The organism is Streptomyces hokutonensis (genome assembly GCF_042751305.1).
Classification (GTDB): Bacteria; Actinomycetota; Actinomycetes; order Streptomycetales; family Streptomycetaceae; genus Streptomyces; species Streptomyces hokutonensis_A.
This window is the reverse complement of the sequence record NZ_JBHYWD010000030.1, coordinates 13,381-32,315: the sequence shown is the minus strand read 5'-3', so window position 1 is coordinate 32,315 and position 18,935 is coordinate 13,381. Positions and strand designations below refer to the sequence as shown.

Here is an 18,935-nt window from a genome sequence, read left to right as displayed (position 1 = left end):
GCCGCAGGAACATGACAGATCGTCAGATGAGTCGGTTCCTGCGGCATCGGAAATGCGTCACTCACTCACGGCGGGCTCAGCTGAAGACGAAGGGTCCGGGCGACTGTGCGGCGTTCGACGTACAGGTGACGGAGATGCCGAAGATCACCATCTTCAGAGAGCCCTGGTAGAAGTCCAGGCTGTCGCCGACGGCCACGGTGCCGGGCAGCGGGCCGACCTTGACCGCACCGCCCGCGGGTATGGCCGGGTTTACGGTCCCGCTGAACACCCGGTTGGCGCCGGTGGAGTTGGTCATGGTGAGCGTGGAGCTGATGGAGTTCGCCGACAGGGCGAGCGGCGTGGTGATGGCGGTGGAACTGAGGGTGATGGTGGCTGAAGTACTGCTGACCTGCGTCGCGGTCAACGTGGCCGTACCGCCGCCGAAGATTCCGCAGGAGGCGGTGATGGTGGCGGAGCTTGGGGTGACGGCGGCGGACGCGGAGGGCGCGAAGGCCAGCGTCGTAGCGGCGATGACACCAGCTGTGAGTGCCGCACCGGTGACTAAGCGGTTCATGGGGATCGTGTTCCCTTCCCGTTGGTGGGAGTGCCATGTATGGGATGGCGACCCCGGGCCGGGTGGGTGCGGGCACACTGCGGGGGATCGAATGTGACGGTCCGTCAGAACTTACGATCCCCATTGATACGCCAGTAACACGGGACGACACAGTTGAAATTTGGCCGACTGTGCACGAGGGGCTGCAGATCCGATCAGTGACGTGGGTTGCCCGGTGCGCGAGAGGATCCCTCCACACCGGACTGGCTCCCTCGGCATGCACGTGACGCTTGTTCCGGATCGACCTCCTCGACCCGGCGACCTGGTGAAGGCCGCACGCGATACCCAGCGGGACGCCCAGGATCGCGCCGACGTACTTCTCGTAGGGAACGCCTGTTGCACCGGCCGACGCCGATCTGCCGCCTGCGCTCTCGTACGCGTTCCACCCTCCCTCAGCCCAGGGATGCGCTTCCCGCAGAACACGTGCCGCTGGACGCGCTGCTCGGGGGGCACGCGCACGCGGGTCCTGCCGTGTGTCCCGCGGACGGGCTGACCACGGGAGAGCTCGCGCAGGTCGTGGGGGTCTCGCTGTCCGCCGCCGGCCGGCACGCCTCGGTCCTCCGCGATGCCGAACTGACGACCGGCCGGCAGATCGGCCCGACGGTCCCGCGTACGCTGACCCCGCTCGGGGCCGCGCTGCTTCGGCAGGCGCATGGCGTGGGGCGCGAGAACGGTGATACCCCTCCGAGCCCGCCCCCGTCGTGAGAGGCATCGGACAGTACGACCGCGACCGCGACTGCGGCCGATACCGCACCGGGCACGGGAGATGAGGAATGCGGTGAGCGAGCCGAAGAAGGCCGCGCCGCTGGTGACCTGCGCAGATGATGAAGCCGGTCCGGGGGCCGGCTACGGCGACTTCTTCCGGTCCCAGCGAGGCGATTGCAGAGAGCCCCGAAATCGACGAGTTCCACTGAGCACGGGGCAGGGCCGGCTCCCGACGCCCGGAACTCGCGGGTCCAGCGTCAGCGGGGTGCGTCGGGCAGTGCGACGAGCAACTGCTTGTCCGTCACCACGGCCAGCGACAGTGTGCGATAGCCGACCGACTTGAACAAGATGGTGATCTTGCCGTCGCCCTCGCTCATGACCTCACCCTGGCCCCACTGGTCATGCTGCACGCGGACGCCCGGCAGGAAGGCGTGCTCGTCCCCGGTGGGACGCGCGGTCGTCTCCGCCGCCCGGACGGCACCTGCGGAGGCGCCCGCGCGCGTACCGGCCCGGGGCCACCGGCGCCGCCGTGCGGCCGCCTTGTTCGGATGTCCGGCGTCCCCGGACCGTCCACGCCTCAGCCCGCCCACAGGCTTGACCACCGCCGCCGTGCAGTTGTCGCACGCCGCGCACGGGACGGGGACGGAGTCGCCGAAGTATCCAAGGAGGAACCGCCGTCGGCAGTCGGTCGTCTCGGCGTACCCGCGCATCATGTCGACCCGGGACTGTTCGAGCTTGAGGTGCGTGGCGTGGACGGCGAGTGCGCTCTGCACCGCGGCGTCGACGTCGTCCTCCGCGGAGGCGCCGAGCGCGCCGGTGAAGCGGCTGCCGTCCCGTCCGGTACGGACGGCGCCGGCTTCCTCCAGCAGGTTCAGCACGGCGGACAGTGCCGTCGCACTGAGTTCGCAGTCGGCTCGGAGCCCGGTTGCGCTCACGGCGCCCCCGTCGCCGCGCAGGCGCTCGGCGACGCGGCGCAGTGCGTCGGCGTCGGGAGCGCCGGAGGCGAAGAAGCGTTGCAGACCCAGGTCCTGCGGGCGGTAGGCGAGGATCGCCCTGGCCGGTGCGCCGTCGCGGCCCGCCCGGCCTATCTCCTGGTAGTAGGCGTCGAGAGAACCGGGGACGGACGCGTGCAGCACGAACCGTACGTTCGCCTTGTCGATACCCATCCCGAACGCCGAGGTCGCCACGACCACGTCGAGTTCACCGGAGCTGAACCGGTCCTGGGTCTGGCGGCGTTCGGTGGGGGAGAGGCCCGCGTGGTAGCCGGCCGCGGACAGCCCGAGGCTGCTCAACTGCTCCGCGTAGCTGTCCGCCGCCTTCCGTGTCCCCGCGTACAGGATTCCCGGCTTCTCCTCGACGGCCGCCCGCTCCACGACGAACCGCTCCTTGGCGGCTGCGTCCTGAAAGGCGGACACGTCCAGGTGGATGTTGGGACGGTCGAAGCCGGCCACTATCTCCACCGGGTCGTTCATGCCGAGACGTTCGGCGATGTCGCGTCGTACCGGGGCCGCCGCGTTCGCGGTCAGGGCTAGCACCGGCGGATTGCCGAGCCGCTCCCGCGCGTGCCGCAGCCGCAGGTAGTCCGGCCGGAAATCGTGCCCCCAGGACGACACGCAGTGTGCTTCGTCCACCACCAGCAGCTTGGGACGGACGGCGGCGAGCCGGTCGGTGACATCCGGCTTGGCGAGCTGCTCAGGAGCGAGGAAGATCACGTCGACCGAGGAGGAGCTGATGCGGGCCCATGCCGTCTCGTTGTCGCTCTGGCGCTGCGCGGAGTTGATGGCGGCGGTGCGCAGCGCGCCGGATCCGAGCAGGCTCTGCATCTGGTCCCGCTGAAGCGCGATCAGCGGCGAGACGACCACGACGGGACCGCCGAGCAGGACCGCGGGCACCTGGTACACGGCGGACTTGCCCGCGCCGGTCGGCATGACGGCGAGTACGTCCCGCCCCTTCATCACGGCCTTCATCGCGGTCAGTTGGGCCGGACGCAACTGCTGCCAGCCGAAGACCCGACGCGCGGTGCCGCGCAGACGCCGGGACGTGAGTGTGAGCATCGTTCTCCTTGAAGCGTGAGCGTCCAACCGCTGGGTGTCTGGCGGCTACCCCGGTTCGCCGGGATATCGCCTCGCGTGATCCGGTCGCCCTTGTCGAGATCACCGCGGTACGCCCACAGCGCCCGGTGACCGACCGTAGAGATGAGTAGTCAGCCGCGTGCTGGCAGTACCGTGTCCGACGGATCCAGACCGAGATGATGGTGGAGCCTGGCTCGCAGTGCCGCGGCATCCGGGTGATCGAGTTCCTCGAAGAGCGCGAGGGACAGGGTCCAGGCTTCGCGGGCGGCTTCGGGATTCCGGGCCGCGTGGTGGGTGTCGCCGAGGTGGGCGAGGATGTCCGCCTCGTAGTAACGGTCTCCGATGTCGTGGAAGAGCGCCACGGCTCTTTCGTAGCAGGTGGCCGCCTCGCTGTGTTCGCCGAGGTGGTGGTGGGCGTATCCGAGGGTGTCCCAGGTGTGAGCCTCTCCGGAGACGTGGCCGGTGTCTTTCACCAGGATCAGCGCCTGCTCGCAGTAGGTGATGGCATGCCGGTATTCGCCCATCACCGCGTGGTCCCAGCCGACGTTGTTCAGGGCCAGTGCCTCCCAGGCACGGTCTCCGGCGGCGTGGAATCCCTGCGCGGCCTGACGTGAGTGTTCCAGTCCCTCGGTGTGGCGACCCTGTTGGGCCGAGACTTTGCCCAGTGCGAGCTGGGTGTGCGCTGTGCCTGACGGCTCACCGAGTTGTCGATACAGGTCCGCGGCGCGTTCGAGGTGGGCGCGGGCTTCTGCGGGACGGCCGAGGGCCGATGCGGCGTTGCCCATGTTGCGGTGGGCGCAGGCCTCCGCCGCTCCGTCGGCCAGTCGGCGACCGGCGGCCAGCCCGGCCGTGTGGGTGGCGGCCCAGTCGGACCAGAGCACCTGCCGCTGGTGGTAGGGCGTAAGCGCCGCCGCGAGCTGCCAGACGTGGGTGTCGAAGCCGCTCTGGACTGCCTGTTGGAGGGCGGCGAGCAGCACCGGATGCTCGGCGGTGAACCACGCCATGGCCTCCTCGCGGTCGGTCGGTTCCTCGGGGGCGACGCCGGGCTGGGCCGGGGAGGGGACAATCCGGTCCGCCGGTGGTCCGAGAAGGCTTTGCGCCCGGAGCGCGGTGTGCAGGTAGTGGTCGAGTACGCGGTACGTGGCCTGGTGGCGGTCGGTGTCGCTGTCCTCGGTGCGGGCGAGTTCGCCGGCGTAGGCGCGGAGCAGGTCGTGCATGGAATAGCGGCCCGGCAGGTGTTCGGTGAGCAGATGAGTGCGGGTCAGTTCGGCGAGCAGGATGCGAATCCGGGTGGGTGCCACGGCGGCCAGGCTCGCGGCGGCCTGGGCCGAGATGTCGGGTCCGGGATGCAGCCCGAGCTGTCGGTAGAGCCGTGCGGCACCGGGGCTGAGGGCGTCGTAGGACCAGGAGAACACGGCCCGTACCCGCGTGGCTGGATCACCGCCGTCGAGTGCGTCCAGACGGCTGCCGGTCTCGCGCAGTTCGTCGGCGAGCGTGGAGAGCGGGATGTGGGGCTCGGCGGCGGCCCGAGCGGCAAGGACGGCGAGTGCCAGCGGCAGGCCCGCGCAACGGGCCACGATCTCCGCCACGGCGGCGGGTTCGGCGGCGAGACGGTCGGCGTCGAGCCGGTCGGCCAGCAGGGACCGGGACTCGTCCGGGGACAACACATCTATGGCGAGCAGATGAGCGCCCTCGGCGGCGGCCAGGCTGGTGAGCCGGTTACGGCTGGTGACCACGACCAGGCAGCCGGGTGCACCGGGCAGCAGCGGCCGGACCTGCTCGGCATCCCTCGCGTTGTCGAGCACGATCAGCATCTGCCGGTCGGCCAGCAGACTCCGGTAGAGCGCCGCCTGGGCCTCCAGCCCTGGAGGGATGCGGGCGGGCGGTACAGCAAAGGCGTCCAGGAAGCCGCGCACCGCCTCCGCCGGGTCACCGACCGCTCCTCCGGGATCGAAGCCGTGAAGGTTGACATAGAGCTGACCGTCGGGGAAGAACTCCCGTACCCGGTGCGCCCAGTGCACTGCCAGCGTGGTCTTTCCGACGCCCGCGCTGCCCGACACGGCTGAGATCACCACAGGTGCCGAGGGCTGCGCAGTCGCGAGGAACCCGTCCAGCCTCGCGAGTTCCTCGTGGCGGCCGGTGAAACCGCGTACTGCGACGGGCAGTTGTGCGGGCGCCACTCCCCGCGGTGGCCTGGAACGTTCCGGCGGCGCGGGTTGCGGGGGAGTGGCGGGTTCTGGCAGGTTCCCGCGCAGGATCGCCTGGTGAACTCTGCGCAGCGCCGTACCGGGGTCCGTACCGAGTTCCTCCGTCAGGCGCCGTTGCATGGAGGCGTAGCACAGCAGGGCCTCGGCGTCCCGGCCGGTGGCGTGCAGGGCCCGCATCAGTTCCTCGGCCAGCGGCTCGACCAGGGGGAAATCGTCGAGGAGCGCGGACAACGGCCCGATCGTCGCAGCGGAAGCACCGAGCCGTGCCTGGACCCGGGCCCACTCGATGGTCGCGTCCACCCGTTCACGCCGCCATGCCTGCCGCATCTGTTCGGCCCACGGGCCGTCCAGCCCACTCAGCGGCTCGCCGCGCCACAGACCAAGTGCCTCGCGGAGAAGGGACTCCCGTTCGGTGTCCGGCACGCCGACGTCGTGGGCCCGGCCGACCAGGTGGTGGAAGTGGTGCACATCGACCTGATGCCGGTCGGCCTCCAGGACGTATCCGTCCGACCGGCGACCGAGCCGCAGTCCTTCGCCGGACGCGTCATCGAGCCGGGCACAGACATGACGAATCCGGGTGATGTGCGCATGGACCGAACGCCGGGCACCTTCCGGGGGGTTGGGTCCCCAGACCCGGCTGATCAGGACGTCGGTCCCCACCGGACGCCCCGCGTCCACGGCCAACGCGGCGAGCACGGTGCGTCGTTGGGGCGGACCGGTGTCCGCCCTCCCTTCGGTCAGGGAGATCTCGACTGGGCCGAGTAATCGCAGCTGCACCATGGTGTCCCTTCGAAACCTGCACTGCTTCTACGGATTTTGCTCATATCCGTGCGCTCGGCACAGCCGGAAGGGCAAAGCGTGACCACTTGTCGGCTCTGTATCGGACATCCGAGGTCGACGGTGGCGGAGATCTCGAATGGCTCCTCCCGCTCGACGATCTCGCGAGAGCGGCCGGGCAGCCGATCGGGTGTTGGGCTCGGGTGTGAGCCGGGCCGGCGCAGCTGCTGCGGTGAGGTAGTTCGGTGGAGTTTCCGAGCCCAGGAGGAGACCGGCGACGGTCGCGAATGGCCGGTTTCGGATCATCACCGATGGATGAGACCGGGGCGGCGCAGGCGATGTTCTTGTCGAACGTCGCGATGGCGGGGGTGAGTTGGGTGGTGGCCGCGCTCTGGGCCGCCTCGGTCGCCTGGGCGGCGGTCAAACGCGTCCACTCCTACTCGTTCTGCCAGTCCCTCCAGAGCGACGGCTCGTCCGGTGCGGGCCGGGGCGGCGGGAACGGCGGCGGAGGCTCCGGCGGTTCCGGCAGCGGCACGTGCTACTCCTGCGGGGGAGGCGGCGTCAGCCCCGCTGACGCGGCCGCGGCGGCGGCGAGGGCCGCGGCAGCGGCGGCGGCTGCGGCGGCAGCCCGCCGCGCGGCGATCCGCGCCCACGCCATCAAGATCACCGCGTCCATCGGCAAGGGCACCCTCACGGTCCATTCGATCTCGTCGGCTGCTCAGCCGCCTACTGTCAAGATCAATATCGGTAACTCGGTGCGCAACGCCGCCTCGGCAATAGCCGCCGGCCTTACGACGGCCGCCGTCTGCGTGGTGGCTGGCGCCTGCGCCCCACGGGACGACGAGTCGTCCACCTGCGCGGCGAACGGAGACGGGTGGGTCGACTACCAGGGCACCGACGCGTCACACGGCAACCGAGCCCAAGGCGTTGCGGCGTGCCTGACCCCGCAGTATCTGAACGATCACGCGGGATCGGCAGTGACCAAGGACATCCGTCCGCCCGGCTACACCTGGGCTCAGAGTTACGCCCGGCACCTTGGTGCCATACCCAAGACATCGGTGAACAACTGCCACCTTCTCGGCAATCAGCTCTCCGGCTCCGGGACCGACCTGAGGAACCTGTCGACGTGCGGACGGGACGCCAATGCCTTCCCGGAGCGGGGTGGGCTGGGAGCCATGGACAACATGGTTCAGTTCGAGAACCAGGTGCAAGCTCAACTGGAGAAGGGCGAGACGGTCCTGTACTCCGTACACCCCACGTATCTGGGCAATCGAGTTACCCCGGAGGCGTACGAGATGACTGCCACAACGTGGGATCAGGATGGCAACTTGGTGGGAACCACGACACGTAGCGTACGGAATCTGATGAACACGCCACGGGGCTGGCGCAATCTGGGCACGGTGGTGGACAGCCGCACCGGTGCGGACGTCCCCACGCGATGACCAATGACCAACGGATCTGATCGGTACGAGGACGCCATGCACTGGGCTGTGGAAGAACTGAGCCGCGTCATGCAGCCGCCCGCGGAAGGCGGCGACACGGTCGACTGGGGCGAGTTGCGCGCCGACACCGGGTGGGAACTCCCGGCCGACTACCGCGACTTCGTCGCTGTCTACGGGATGGGTTCGATCAGCGACTCGATCGGCATCCGCACGCCGCGCTTCGAGGATTACCCGTACGAGGACCATCTGCTCTTCCGTGCTCAGTGGCCGCCGGCGGACGGGACGCTGACCTGGGGGTCGAACGAGGCCGGTGACGACTTCCTGTGGCGGTGCACCGGAGGGCCGGACGAGTGGCGGGTCGTATTCCGACCCAGGGACCGTCGTCGGGACCACGAATACGACATGGGGATGGCCGAGTTCCTGCTGCGTCTGATGGGCGGAGTCATCCGCCCTCCGCTGGGCGCCGAGCTGGAGCTGCCAGCCACGTTCGAATCGTGGCGCGAGGAAGAAGGGCGCCTGCTCGACGAGGACGGCGATCTTGAAGGTTTCTGATGGTTGCCACCGCCCGTCTCGTCGGCGGCTGTGGGTCGTTTTCGGTGCGGGCGCTATGGCGCTTCTCGTCATAGCCGGTGCCGTAGCGCTGCTCATGCGCCCGGATGCCGGCGACGGTGCGACGCCGCCCGTCCCGGTCTCGCACGTCGACACTGCCGTCCGAGCCTGTCTCCTGACGTCCACGGACTCGGATGCGACGGGATGCCATGACCCCAACTATCCCTCCGGTCAGGGTCTCCACAGTAGGAGGGGAACCTCAGATGCCCGTAGTAGCGCCTGCTCAACGCGTCCGTCACCGTGCGCGCCGTGCGCAGGGCGCCCTCCTCTTGCGCCGAGGTCACCGCGATGTGTTGCACGAAGCGTTCGAACCTGCTGGCAGTGCTCATCGTCCTCCGATCGGACAGGCGCAGAGGAGCGTACAACCGAGAGCCACATGCTCGTGTTCAGTTCCACTCGCCGATGGAGCTCTATCAACGGGCCCGGCTCAGGTGAAGGCGTGTGAGCGGAATGCGTTGCGTACCTGCGTGAGTGGCTCGCGGTCACGGGTGAAGTAGAGCTTGTTGGTGAGTAGAGCCGCCCAACGGTCCTTGCCAGGGGAGATCCACATGCCCGTGCCCGTGAAGCCGTAGTGGACCCAGACGTCGTCGGTCTGGGCTGTGGTGCCCGGGGCCGGGTGCCAGAACAGGCCACGGGGCGGGGTGAGTTCACCTGTGTGGAGCCGCAGGGATTCTTTGACCCAGTCCGGCCCGAATCCGGGTGACTGGCTCACTCGGGCCGGGGCCAAGAGGTAGCGCAAGAACGCGGCAAGGTCGTCGAGGACGGAGAACATGCCCGCGATGCCGCACACTCCGCCCAGCAAGCGCGCGGAGAAGTCGTGTGCAGACCCCTTGAGATGGGTCTTCGTGTTGTCGTCGAGCTCGGTTGGTGCACAGCGGGCAGCGACACCAGCCGGCAACGGACCGAAGCGGGTCTGTGTCATGCCAAGGGGTTGCCACACGCGGTCGGCTGCGAGTGCGTCAAGGCTCTGGCCGGAGAGGTGTTCGGCGAGATAGCCCAGGATGAGGGCGGCGCGGTCGGTGTACTCCACGGCCTCGCCGGGCGGCCGGTGCAGGGCTTCGCGCAGGACGCCGTCGCGGACGTCCTGGGGATCGGTGCCGTAGAGGTTCCTGAGGTTGGCCCGGAGGGGGGCGCCGGCGGTGTGGGTGAGCAGGTGACGTGCGGTCACCTGACCCAAAGGACGTCCGCTCACCTCGGACCAGAAGTCGCCCAGCGGTGTGTCGAGTTGGAGCTTTCCGTCCTCGACGAGACAGCCGATGGTCGACCACACAGCGAGGATCTTGGTGAGGCTGGCGACGTCGAAGACCGTGTCGTGCCGCATCGGTTCGTGCGGCTGATCGGGATCCAGGACGCCTGCGGTGCCGCTGGCCAGGATCCCGTGGCTGTTGCCCATCGCCCAGACGGCGCCGGGGTAGACCCTGTCGCGGACCCCGTCATGGAGGAGCTGGTGGATGGGGTCGGTGTCGAGGTCGAGCGCCATAGTCTCCCGATCGATCGTGGGCCGTGTGATGTCCCGTGGGTCAGCGTAGTAAGGCGCGGCTACGGATCTGACTGCGGCGCGGGCAAGTCAGATGAGCTGTTTGCCCAGGTCGGTGAGGGCGGCTGCGGTAGCGGTGAGGGGATAGCGGGCCGCGTTAGCGTGGCCTGCGGCCTGGAGTGCCGGGAGCAGGCCAGGTGTGGTGCGGAGCCGGGTGAGGTCATGAGCGAGGACCGCCGGGTTGGTGAAGTCGGTGCTGTGGCCACTCGCGGCAAGGACGTCGCTCAGTCCGGGGACGGGCTGGTAGATGACCGGCAGTCCGCAGGCTTGCGCTTCAAGGGCGACGAGCCCCATGGCTTCGAGCGTGGTCGACGGCATGACTAGGGCGTCGTGGTCGGCGAAGGTGTTCCACAGTTGTGGGCGGTTCAGCCAGCCGAGATATCGGACGTGGACCTTGAGCAGGCGCAGGAGCGGGGTCAAGGCGTGGAACTGGTGGGGCGGTGCGGCGATGCTCAGTTCGACTGCCTCGATCGCGGGCAATGCGCGCATGAGGGTCTCCATGCCCTTCTCGGACGTGAGACGACCGGCGTAGAGCAGCCGTAAATGTCCGGCTGGACGTCGCCCGGGACGGGGCGGCGGGTTGGTCAGCAGGCGGTCAGGGACGCCCCACGGAATGTTCGTGATCTTCCGTCGATTGGTGGTCGGTACGAGCTTCAGCAGTCGATCAGCCATGGCGCCGGTGGGGACGACGATGGCGTCGGCGGCGCGGGTGCTCTCCCGCAGGACTCGGAGTTGGTCGTTTCGGACTTCGGCGAAGAGCAGGTCGGTGCCGTGGACGAGCGCGATGCGTGGCCGGGTGGGCAGCGCGCGGATCAGGGCCGGTGTGCCGCCGAAGGTGAGGTGCTGGAGGTGGAGCACATCGATGTCCGCCGGATCGATGAGCTGGGACAAAGCCCTGCGCAGAGCGTTGACGTACAGGGCGAACGGCGGCCCGGACAGGCACTTGCCCGGCACGTCCATCAACTCCAGTCCCGCAGGCAGACGTGGTGGACCAGGCCGCGGGGCGAGCATGAAAGCGCGGGCAGGGAGGAGAGGGTTCTCGCCGGTATAGAGGTCGAGGAAGAGCTCGACACTTCCGCCGGCGCTGCCGAAGGGCAGGTCGAGGGCGGTCGCGATCAGCGGGCTCATGTCGTACCCCCGGCGAGTTCTTCGTAGAGGCGGGAGATGTCGATGCCTGCGGTCGCGGTGTATTTGAGGCCGTGCAGTTGGTAGCTGGCCGGGGTGCCGAGGCAGTGGAGGAAGACGAGCTTGCCGAAGGTCATCCGGGGATGGACCCGGACGGGTCTGGCGGCGCGGATCTCCAAGGTCCAGTGGATGGCATGGCCTTGGTGACCGAGTGGGGCGGAGACATGGACCCAGATGCCGAGCCCGCCGACGGTGCGGTCGCCATTGAGGAACTGGGCGTACGTCTCTGATCCGGTCCGTTCGTGGGTGACGCCGAGGTAGAGCACCCCGGGCTGCAGGACCAGCCCGGACGCGGGGATTGTGGTCTCGGCGTACGGGGTGGGGGTCGCGGCGTCCAGGTCGGTGTCGCAGATGCGCAGCGTGTCGCCGAGTCGCCAGTCGTAGGCGTTAGGGGAGAGGCGGGCCGGTTCGTACGGCTCGATGGTGATCTCACCTGCGGCTCGGGCGGCGGCGATGCCGGGTCCCGTGAGGATCACGAGGCCACCGTCCGAAGTTTTGTCACGTCGCGCCAGTAGCCGGAGGGCTGCGGACCGTCTGCTGCCTGGTACTTGCCGCGGTACAGGGCGATCGGGCCGAGGGAGGCGAAGAACATGATCTGCCCGATCCTCATGCCCGTGTAGATACGCAGGGGACGGATCGGTGTGAGCATCAGGGTCCACTGGCCGTGGAAGCCGATGTCTCCGATGGGGGCGGTGATCTCGACGAACAGGCCGAGTCGTCCAACCGAGGAACGGCCGAAGAGCAGAGGGACGATCGTGTCGGAGCCGACCTCTTCGAGGGTGTGACCCAGGTACAGCTCGCCGGGCTGGAGGACGTATCCGTCCGGGCCGATCGTGAACTCACGGGTGGGGTTGGGCTGATGGGCGTCCAGGACGTCCGCGGTATAGGTGAGCAGAGTGGGGCCGAGGCGCACGTTGTAGCTGTTCGGGTTGACCTGGTCGGGGGCGAAGGGGGCGATGCGAAGGCGGCCGTCCTGGGCGGCTGCGGTGATCTCGGGGCCCGTGAGAATCATCGAGTGCCTCCCTGGGCCGGCGCGGTGAGGACGTGCTTGACGGCTTGGCTGAGCAGCAGCCCTGCGGCGTGGGCGCGGCCGGCGAGGCAGGTGCCGGCGAGGTAGTCAGTGGTCAATACGCTGGTGATGCCGTCCGGCAGGGGATCCGGTGCGGTCACGAGTGGGCCGGCCTGTTCGGTGAGATGAGCCAGCAGGCCATCAAGGTTCTTGCGGAAGTCCTCCGGGATGTTCGCGTGGACCAGTTGATTGTCGAAGGGCTCGATAGCGAGCAGGTCGCCCAGGGTGAGGGTGCCGCCGAGCGGGACAGGACGCAGCACCGTTTCGTTGAGGATGACCGCGTCGATGCCGAGTCCTGTGCGCAGGCGTGCTGCGAGGTCGACGAGCAGGCCGTAGCGATCGGGAGTCCGGTGCCGATATGCCTTGGTCACGGGGCCGAGGACGGCGGTCAGTTGCTGCCTGAGTCCGCCGATCTTTGCTTCCAGCGGCGCTAGTTCGGCCGGGACACGAGCCGGAGCCCGGTCCGGGAAGCGAGTGGTGCCGGCGCCCCAGCCTTGTCCGACGGGTGTGCCGATGGCGTACCCGTCGGCGAGTTCCCGGCCCTTGACGATGAGGGTGTCGCCGACGCGGACAGGGCCGTACTGGTTGCTGTGGCAGTGCCCGGCGAAGATCACGTCGAGGAAGGGGCAGGCGGCTGCCAGCTTGAGGTCCTCGTCGAAGCCAGAGTGGCTGAGCAGGATCCAGTCGTCTACCTCGTGGTGGTGGGTGAGCATCACCTCGCGCAGGGCTTGGACGGGGTCGGTCACGCGGTGATCGGTCCGATGCTCGGCAGGGATGGCGTTGAACGCCTGCTGTCCGATCACGGCCGTGATCGCGACCTGTCGTCCTGCGATGCGGGTGGTGTGCAGGCGGCGGAAGAGCGCTTGGCCGGTGGCGTCGACGGCGTTGGCGCAGACGGTGAGTTGGTGCAGGTCGGGTTCGAAGTGATGAGGCCAGCCGTGGTTGCCGGGCGCGAGTACGTCGTAGAGCTTGAGCAGGATGTCGCGTTCGACGCTGCCATGGGCGAGGCGGTAGTAGCCGCTGCCCTCGAAGAAGTCTCCGCAGTCCACGATGAGTGACGTGGGGCGGAGGGTATGGAGATGGCTCAGGAAGGGGGCGGTGTTGTCGAAGGAGGAGTGCACGTCCGTGGTGGCCACGATCTGCCGCACGGTGCGATGACGCGTCATGGAGTGACCTCGCAGATGTCGGCACCGAGGGCGCGCAGCTTGCCGGGAAGGTCGGCGTGACCGCGGCGGAGCTGGTCGAGGCCGCCGACGGTGGTGACCCCTTGGGCGGTGAGGCCGGCGACCATGAGAGCGGAGCCGGTACGGATGTCGGTGGCCTCCACGCCTGTCCCAGTGAGCTGTTGGGGTCCGGTCAGGCGGCACTCGGTGGGGGAGAGCTCCTCGAAGTCGGCTCCGAGGCGGGCCAGTTGGGGCAGCAGGTTGCTGTGGCGGCCGGGGTTTATGGCGTCGGCGAACAGATGGGTGCCGGGAAGGCTGAGGGCGAGTGCCATCAGGGGCGGTTCGAAGTCGGCGTCCAGCCCGCCGGGGCTGAGGGACGCGATGGCCCGCAGACCACGACTCGTCGGTCGCGCGTCTCGGGCACGGACGGAGAGAATGCCGGCGTCGGCGCCGACAGGGATGCCCAGCCGTCGCAGGGCAGCGATGAGCGGGTTCACGTCCCTGCCGTGCACGCCCTCGATGCGGGCTGTACCGCGGGTTGCCGCGATCGCGCACGCCAGTGTGCCTGCCTCGATCTTGTCGCCGGGAACTTGCCAGGCGATGCCGTCGATCAGGGCTGAGGACGGTGGCGTGAGGATGAGGAGGTGCTCGCTCGTCCGGATCTCCCAGCCCACTGTCTCCAGGGCGTCGAGCACGCACAGGACCTCCGGGGAGAGGTTGGGCGAGCCCAGCCGCAACGGGCGGCTGGTCGTGACTGCCCGGAGTACGGCGGCCACAGTCGCCCCGCGCGAGCGGAACGGCAACACCAGTGAGACGGTGCCGGTGCGCGGCGTGACAGCTTCGACGCGGTAGCCGGAGTCGTCGAATGCGGTGCGGTCGCCGAATGCCTCGTACACCGTGAAGTGCAGGTCCATCCCACGTGCGCCGATTCGACAGCCTCCCGGCCACGGCAGCCGGGCCTCCCCGTGGCGGGCGAGTAGGGCGGGCACCAGGTAGTAGGAGGCACGGATGTGGGCGGCTTGGGGAAGCTCGGCGTGCGTGCGTCGGCTCTGGGTCGGAAGGATCACCGCAGCGGTCGGCTCGCCTACGGGCTGCGCTACGTGCCAACCTGCCTGTTGCAGGAGAGCGAGCATGATCTGCACGTCTGTGTTGGCCGGGACGTTGGTCAGCCGCACCGGGCGACCGAGCGCTGCCGCGGCGGCCAGCAACGGCAGGGCGGCGTTCTTGGAGCCGTCGACGGTGACGGTGCCGGCGAGCGGAGGTCCTGGGCGTACAGCGATCACCTCTGCGGCCCGGGTCGGGGTGGAGGCGGTGGTTGTCACGGTCAACTCCTCTGCAGGGGAAGGGAGATGGCGTCTTTCTGGTTCGAGCTGGTGGACAGGTCGATCTCGGCCCAGCACCGCTTGCCCGTCGGCGTAGGCTCGGCGCCGTACCGGTCGGCCAGCGCTGCGACGAGGAACAGACCGCGGCCGTTCTCGCTGCACTCGTCCGGGAAACTGAGCTGGGGCAGCGCGGGGCTGGAGTCGCTGACCTCGACGCGTAGGACGGCTTCTACGAGCCGCACGGTCATCGAGATCTGGCCGGGGCCGGCGTGGCGGACCGCGTTGGTGACCAACTCGCTGATCAGCAGCTCGACGGTGTGCATCAGCTCGTCGTCCAGCTCCGCCTCCCAGCCTGTTATCGCGTTCATCGCCTGGTGCCGGACGGCGGTGACCGCGGTTGGTGTGGTGGGTACGGACAGGGTGAGCTGGTGCGCTGCCATGAGCGGCCTCCCGGGGTAGGTGCGGCCACATCACGCAACCAGCCCGTGGCGGTGGGTGGTTAGCCCAGGTGCCGGCGCTGCATCGGTTATGCAGGAGCTGCATGACGGTGAAGTGCGCCTGATCTACGCTCGGTTGGGCAGGCAGGATCGGCGACGGCGGAAGGGGCCGTGGCAGATGCCCGAAGGACATGGCGAAACGAGACGGATCGGCGAAGTGATCCGTCAGGCACGGGTGTTACAGCGGCGCTCGCAGAAGGACGTCGCCGCCGTGCTGGGCTACCACCAGTCCAAGGTGAGCCGCCTGGAGAGCGGACGCGGCACGGAGGACATCCGCGTCCTGCGCGCTGTTGCTCAGGAACTCAACATTCCGCCCCAGCAGTTGGGTCTTGCTGCGGCCCCTGATCCCTCTACCGCCGACCCCGAAACCGAAGACATGCACCGCCGCACTTTCCTTGCCGCGAGCATCGCCGCACTCGCGACCCCGGCCACTTCGGCCGCCGCCCACGATGACCTCGTACAAGCGCTCCTGCCGGGTCTGTACCCGGCGAGCACCGGCGTCCCCTTGGCCACGGCAGTCCTCCGTGAGCAGGTCGGCGCGGCCCGCAGGCTCTTCTACACTTGCGACTACACGGAACTCGAACGCACCCTGCCCGGGCTGATCGCCAACCTGCGGCTCGCCTCCAGCGGCGCGACGGACAGCGACACGTTGTCCGCGCTTCTGGCCACCGCGTACCAGACCTCGACCAGCCTGCTGCTCAAACAGCACGACCAGGGCAACGCCTGGCTGGCGGTCGGCCGCGCGATGGCCGAGGCCGAACGCTCCGGCGACCCGGTGGTCCTCGCCTCCAGCGTCCGCGTGCAGGCCCACGTCCTGGCCCGCGAGAAGCACACCGCCCAGGCCGTCACCCTCGTTAGGCACACGGCCGACCAACTCGTCGGCTCCTACGACCGTCGCTCCCCGAAATACCTTGCCGCAGTCGGGCTGCTGTTGCTGCGCGGGGTGACCGCGGCCAGTGGCGGAGGCGACCGCGCGGCAACCGAGGAGTTTCTCGCCGAGGCCAAAGAAGTGGCCCGGTACGTCTCCCTCGACCGTCCCGACGCCTGGGCCAACTTCAGCCCCACCAACGTCGCCCTCCACGAACTCAGCTCCCTGGTGGCCTTCGGCGACGCGGGTCTCGCCCTGCAAGCGGCCCGGCCCCTGATGCGTCGGCACATCCCGGTCCCCGAACGCCGGGCGGCCCTGTGGGTGGAGACGGCCCGCGCCTACAGCCAGCAGGGCCGCCTCTCCGACGGCTACCAGGCAGTGCGGATCGCCGAGACCTGCGCCGCCCAGGATGTCCGCCGCCCCGCCGTGCGCGACCTGGTCGCCGACATGGCCTCCCGCGACCGCCGTCGTACGCTGCCCGAACTGCACAACTTCAGCCGCCAACTGGGAGTCCCCGCGTGACCGAGCCGAACGCCCCGGACAAGAAGCCCTTCCTGTACGTCGTCGTCTGCGCGTGCGGTATCGCCGGCGACGTCGGCAAACTGATCACCGCAGCGCAGGAACGGCATTGGGACGTCGGTGTCGTCGCCACCCCGCAGGGCCTGGGCTTCCTCGACACCGAGGCGATCGAGACCCAGACCGGCTATCCCATCCGCTCCGCCTGGCGCACGCCCGGCGAAGCCCGCCCCCTGCCGCCTGCGGACGCCATCGTCGTCGCGCCGGCCACCTTCAACACGGTCAACAAATGGGCCGCAGGAATCTCCGACACCCTCGCCCTGGGCATCCTGTGCGAGGCGTACGGCATGGGTATCCCCACCGCCGTACTGCCGTACCTGAACGCGGCACAGGCCGCCCACCCCGCTTACGAGCAGAGCCTGACACGGCTGCGGGGGATGGGAGTGCTGGTCGGATCGTACGAACCACACAAGCCCAAAGCGGGCGGTGGCGCCGACCGCTTCCAATGGGAGGAGGCGCTGGAACTCCTGGCCCCTGAGCCGTCGGCACGGACGTGATCGGCGGCGCTGCAGGCGTCGTTGGTGCTGTCAGGCCAACTGGAACTCTGCGTGGGGTGTTGCCCGCGCCCATACGGCGTCGAAGGCCGACTCGCAGAGCTTGGCGACCGCCGGGTCGTCGGTGAGTTCCACCTGCATGTTTTCGCCTTCACCGTCGAAGTGATTGACGAGAACGAGGTTGGAGTCGAAGAGCCAGAAGTCGTTGCCTGGGAGTGCGAGGGCCGTTGCGTTTCGCCGGGAGAGCCAGCGGACGTCTTCGCCGGCGGCGATGTTGAGTCCGTGCGTCACGTCGTACTCGAAGCGGATGTACTCGCTGACGGGGGTCGAGACGACGCGGGCCCGGTGGACCTCGACGCTTCGCGAGGTCGCCTCCGTGACGATGCCGTGCCAGTCGCTCCAGCGCTCGGCCGGGTCGAGCGTGATGCCGGCCTTCCAGTCGATGAAGGCCGGGTCCGACTTCATGTAGGCGTCGCGCAGCTCCAGATGGACGGCCGTCCGCTGGCAGTCGCGGAACAGCTCCTCAAACGTCGGGGTCCTCGTCAACCTTCTGCACCTCCAGGAAGAACTGCACGCCACACGGGGGATCTCCGCCACCGACTCGTGGTCGGAGATGTCCATCTGCCTGAGGCGCTCGATGTCCTCCGCCTTCGATCTCTCTGCCAGAGCTTGCCCGCGGCTGTGCCATGGAGCTGGGAACTTGCCGAAACTACCCAGATGTGCCTGGAAGTTGACCTTACGTGGCCAAAGCCGGGGCGACGAGCAGTGGGCCGACTGGGGCACTCAGGGATGGCTGGATCCGATAGCTGGCGGCCCTGATCCACCAGTTTGTCCTTTGCCATCCAATCGAGGCGTTTGATAACGAACCCAGTCGTTTCGGCTTTTTTGACAGTGAACCTAGTCGTGCGGGGCGCGCCCGCCGCGGGCCGTTGGCGACATTCGTACAAGACCGGCAGCCGCCGCCCCCGCACTATCGCTCTATGAACGCCCACGACGCACAGCACGCGAAGCCGATGCATGTGGACCGTGACGGACCGCGGGACGCGCCGCCACTGCTGCTCATCCACGGGTCTGGAGCCTCGGGCGCCTCCTGGGGGCCGGTGGTTCCGGCCCTCGCCGCCCGTCATCATGTCGTCCGGATAGACCTCCCGGGCTGCGGCCGGTCCCCGCGCGCCACGTCCTACGACGTTCCGGCGCAGGCGGGCCGCGTGGCGGCGCTGCTCGACGAACTCGGGCTGCGCGCCGTCACCGTGGCCGGCCACTCCAGCGGCGGATACGTCGCCACCGCGCTCGCGGAGCAGCGCCCCGACCTGGTGGGTTCGCTGGCGATGATCAGTACCGGCCCGCGCCTCGACGCACTCCTGCCGCAGCCGGCCGTCCTGCGCGTGATGCTGGCACCGCCCTTCGGGCCGCTGCTGTGGTGGCGGCGTTCGGATGCGATGATCCGCAAAGGCATCGGCGCCACGCTCGCCGGGCCTGCGCCCATTCCGCCCGGCATGGTCGCCGACGTGCGGAGCACCACGTACCGCGCGTTCCGCAAGGTGCTGCGCGAGAACACCGCGTACCTCGCCGAGCAGTCCGTGCCCGAGCGGCTCGCCGCCCTCGGGCTCTCGGTGCTGGTGGTCTTCGGCGCCGCCGATCCCCGGTGGGATCCGGCGTCGGCGCGCCAGTACGACGTCGTGCCGGGCGTGCAGGTCGAGATGCTGCCGGGCGTTGGGCACATGCCCATGCTGGAAGCGCCCGAGCCGGTGGGCCGGCTGCTGCTGGACTTCGCGACCCTGTGCGCCGGAACCCCGCCGGCAGGCCCGGCCTAGACTGGC

16 protein-coding genes are annotated in these 18,935 nt (G+C 69.0%); 5 read left to right on the top strand and 11 right to left on the bottom strand.

The window, feature by feature from the left end; all coding sequences use genetic code 11:
- Positions 1-76 precede the first annotated feature (76 nt).
- The 3 genes from ACFXC1_RS45265 to ACFXC1_RS45255 all read right to left on the bottom strand — a co-directional run bounded on the left by ACFXC1_RS45265 (position 77) and on the right by ACFXC1_RS45255 (position 6,356).
- Positions 77-553, bottom strand: a complete 477-nt coding sequence (locus tag ACFXC1_RS45265) for a hypothetical protein (protein ID WP_381254711.1) — start codon at positions 551-553, stop codon at positions 77-79.
- Positions 554-1,554: 1,001 nt separating this feature from the next.
- Positions 1,555-3,351: a RecQ family ATP-dependent DNA helicase gene (locus tag ACFXC1_RS45260; protein WP_381254708.1), complete on the bottom strand. Its 1,797-nt coding sequence runs from the start codon at positions 3,349-3,351 to the stop codon at positions 1,555-1,557.
- A 149-nt stretch (positions 3,352-3,500) separates the two neighbouring features.
- Positions 3,501-6,356 carry an AfsR/SARP family transcriptional regulator gene (locus ACFXC1_RS45255; RefSeq protein WP_381254706.1) on the bottom strand — a complete coding sequence of 952 codons (2,856 nt, stop codon included), beginning with the start codon at positions 6,354-6,356 and terminating at the stop codon, positions 3,501-3,503.
- A gap of 308 nt (positions 6,357-6,664) precedes the next feature.
- On the opposite strand from ACFXC1_RS45255, the gene ACFXC1_RS45250 reads away from it, so the two are divergent.
- Entirely contained in the window at positions 6,665-7,795 is a 1,131-nt protein-coding gene (locus tag ACFXC1_RS45250; protein ID WP_381254704.1) for a DNA/RNA non-specific endonuclease, read from the top strand.
- 3 nt (positions 7,796-7,798) lie between these two features.
- Positions 7,799-8,347 carry a hypothetical protein gene (locus ACFXC1_RS45245; protein ID WP_381254702.1) on the top strand — a complete coding sequence of 183 codons (549 nt, stop codon included), beginning with the start codon at positions 7,799-7,801 and terminating at the stop codon, positions 8,345-8,347.
- A 484-nt stretch (positions 8,348-8,831) separates the two neighbouring features.
- Here ACFXC1_RS45245 and ACFXC1_RS45240 read toward each other — a convergent pair whose 3' ends face one another.
- The 7 genes from ACFXC1_RS45240 to ACFXC1_RS45210 form a co-directional block, all read right to left on the bottom strand.
- A complete protein-coding gene (locus tag ACFXC1_RS45240; RefSeq protein WP_381254700.1) occupies positions 8,832-9,884 on the bottom strand; it encodes a serine hydrolase domain-containing protein in 1,053 nt (350 codons plus the stop codon).
- Between the two features lie 87 nt (positions 9,885-9,971).
- Positions 9,972-11,069, bottom strand: coding sequence for a glycosyltransferase family 4 protein (locus ACFXC1_RS45235; protein WP_381254699.1), 1,098 nt, complete (start codon positions 11,067-11,069; stop codon positions 9,972-9,974).
- Positions 11,066-11,602 carry a dCTP deaminase gene (locus ACFXC1_RS45230; protein ID WP_381254696.1) on the bottom strand — a complete coding sequence of 179 codons (537 nt, stop codon included), beginning with the start codon at positions 11,600-11,602 and terminating at the stop codon, positions 11,066-11,068. Before ACFXC1_RS45230 ends, ACFXC1_RS45235 begins: the two co-directional genes overlap by 4 nt.
- Complete coding sequence (gene dcd, locus ACFXC1_RS45225; protein WP_381254694.1) at positions 11,599-12,138, bottom strand: dCTP deaminase; 540 nt, start codon at positions 12,136-12,138, stop codon at positions 11,599-11,601. Before dcd ends, ACFXC1_RS45230 begins: the two co-directional genes overlap by 4 nt.
- On the bottom strand, positions 12,135-13,361 hold the full coding sequence (locus ACFXC1_RS45220) for a metallophosphoesterase (protein WP_381254692.1): 1,227 nt from the start codon (positions 13,359-13,361) through the stop codon (positions 12,135-12,137). The genes dcd and ACFXC1_RS45220 overlap by 4 nt, the downstream gene beginning before the upstream one ends.
- The gene (locus ACFXC1_RS45215) at positions 13,358-14,641 is read right to left on the bottom strand and encodes a UDP-N-acetylglucosamine 1-carboxyvinyltransferase (protein WP_381254856.1); all 1,284 of its coding nucleotides are present in this window, start codon (positions 14,639-14,641) and stop codon (positions 13,358-13,360) included. Before ACFXC1_RS45215 ends, ACFXC1_RS45220 begins: the two co-directional genes overlap by 4 nt.
- Before the next feature lie 41 nt (positions 14,642-14,682).
- Positions 14,683-15,120 (bottom strand): ATP-binding protein, encoded by a 438-nt coding sequence (locus tag ACFXC1_RS45210; RefSeq protein ID WP_381254689.1) that lies wholly within the window; start codon positions 15,118-15,120, stop codon positions 14,683-14,685.
- Between the two features lie 175 nt (positions 15,121-15,295).
- Between ACFXC1_RS45210 and ACFXC1_RS45205 the strand changes: the two genes are divergently transcribed.
- Positions 15,296-16,567, top strand: coding sequence for a helix-turn-helix domain-containing protein (locus ACFXC1_RS45205; RefSeq protein ID WP_381254687.1), 1,272 nt, complete (start codon positions 15,296-15,298; stop codon positions 16,565-16,567).
- Positions 16,564-17,118 carry a flavoprotein gene (locus tag ACFXC1_RS45200; RefSeq protein WP_381254684.1) on the top strand — a complete coding sequence of 185 codons (555 nt, stop codon included), beginning with the start codon at positions 16,564-16,566 and terminating at the stop codon, positions 17,116-17,118. Before ACFXC1_RS45205 ends, ACFXC1_RS45200 begins: the two co-directional genes overlap by 4 nt.
- Before the next feature lie 30 nt (positions 17,119-17,148).
- On the opposite strand, the gene ACFXC1_RS45195 is transcribed toward ACFXC1_RS45200, so the two are convergent.
- On the bottom strand, positions 17,149-17,661 hold the full coding sequence (locus ACFXC1_RS45195) for a DUF6879 family protein (RefSeq protein WP_381254681.1): 513 nt from the start codon (positions 17,659-17,661) through the stop codon (positions 17,149-17,151).
- Positions 17,662-18,095: 434 nt separating this feature from the next.
- Here ACFXC1_RS45195 and ACFXC1_RS45190 point away from each other — a divergent pair, with 434 nt between their 5' ends.
- A complete protein-coding gene (locus tag ACFXC1_RS45190; protein WP_381254678.1) occupies positions 18,096-18,929 on the top strand; it encodes an alpha/beta fold hydrolase in 834 nt (277 codons plus the stop codon).
- Positions 18,930-18,935: the final 6 nt, after the last annotated feature.

What these genes read in the sequence shown, in the direction of transcription:
- ACFXC1_RS45245 (WP_381254702.1), top strand. Translation starts at nt 7,799, where the DNA reads ATGACCAACGGATCTGATCGGTACGAGGACGCCATGCACTGGGCTGTG.
- ACFXC1_RS45255 (WP_381254706.1), bottom strand. Translation starts at nt 6,356, where the DNA reads ATGGTGCAGCTGCGATTACTCGGCCCAGTCGAGATCTCCCTGACCGAA.
- ACFXC1_RS45220 (WP_381254692.1), bottom strand. Translation starts at nt 13,361, where the DNA reads ATGACGCGTCATCGCACCGTGCGGCAGATCGTGGCCACCACGGACGTG.
- dcd (WP_381254694.1), bottom strand. Translation starts at nt 12,138, where the DNA reads ATGATTCTCACGGGCCCCGAGATCACCGCAGCCGCCCAGGACGGCCGC.
- ACFXC1_RS45260 (WP_381254708.1), bottom strand. Translation starts at nt 3,351, where the DNA reads ATGCTCACACTCACGTCCCGGCGTCTGCGCGGCACCGCGCGTCGGGTC.
- ACFXC1_RS45235 (WP_381254699.1), bottom strand. Translation starts at nt 11,069, where the DNA reads ATGAGCCCGCTGATCGCGACCGCCCTCGACCTGCCCTTCGGCAGCGCC.
- ACFXC1_RS45210 (WP_381254689.1), bottom strand. Translation starts at nt 15,120, where the DNA reads ATGGCAGCGCACCAGCTCACCCTGTCCGTACCCACCACACCAACCGCG.
- ACFXC1_RS45240 (WP_381254700.1), bottom strand. Translation starts at nt 9,884, where the DNA reads ATGGCGCTCGACCTCGACACCGACCCCATCCACCAGCTCCTCCATGAC.
- ACFXC1_RS45205 (WP_381254687.1), top strand. Translation starts at nt 15,296, where the DNA reads ATGCCCGAAGGACATGGCGAAACGAGACGGATCGGCGAAGTGATCCGT.
- ACFXC1_RS45265 (WP_381254711.1), bottom strand. Translation starts at nt 553, where the DNA reads ATGAACCGCTTAGTCACCGGTGCGGCACTCACAGCTGGTGTCATCGCC.
- ACFXC1_RS45250 (WP_381254704.1), top strand. Translation starts at nt 6,665, where the DNA reads ATGGATGAGACCGGGGCGGCGCAGGCGATGTTCTTGTCGAACGTCGCG.
- ACFXC1_RS45190 (WP_381254678.1), top strand. Translation starts at nt 18,096, where the DNA reads ATGAACGCCCACGACGCACAGCACGCGAAGCCGATGCATGTGGACCGT.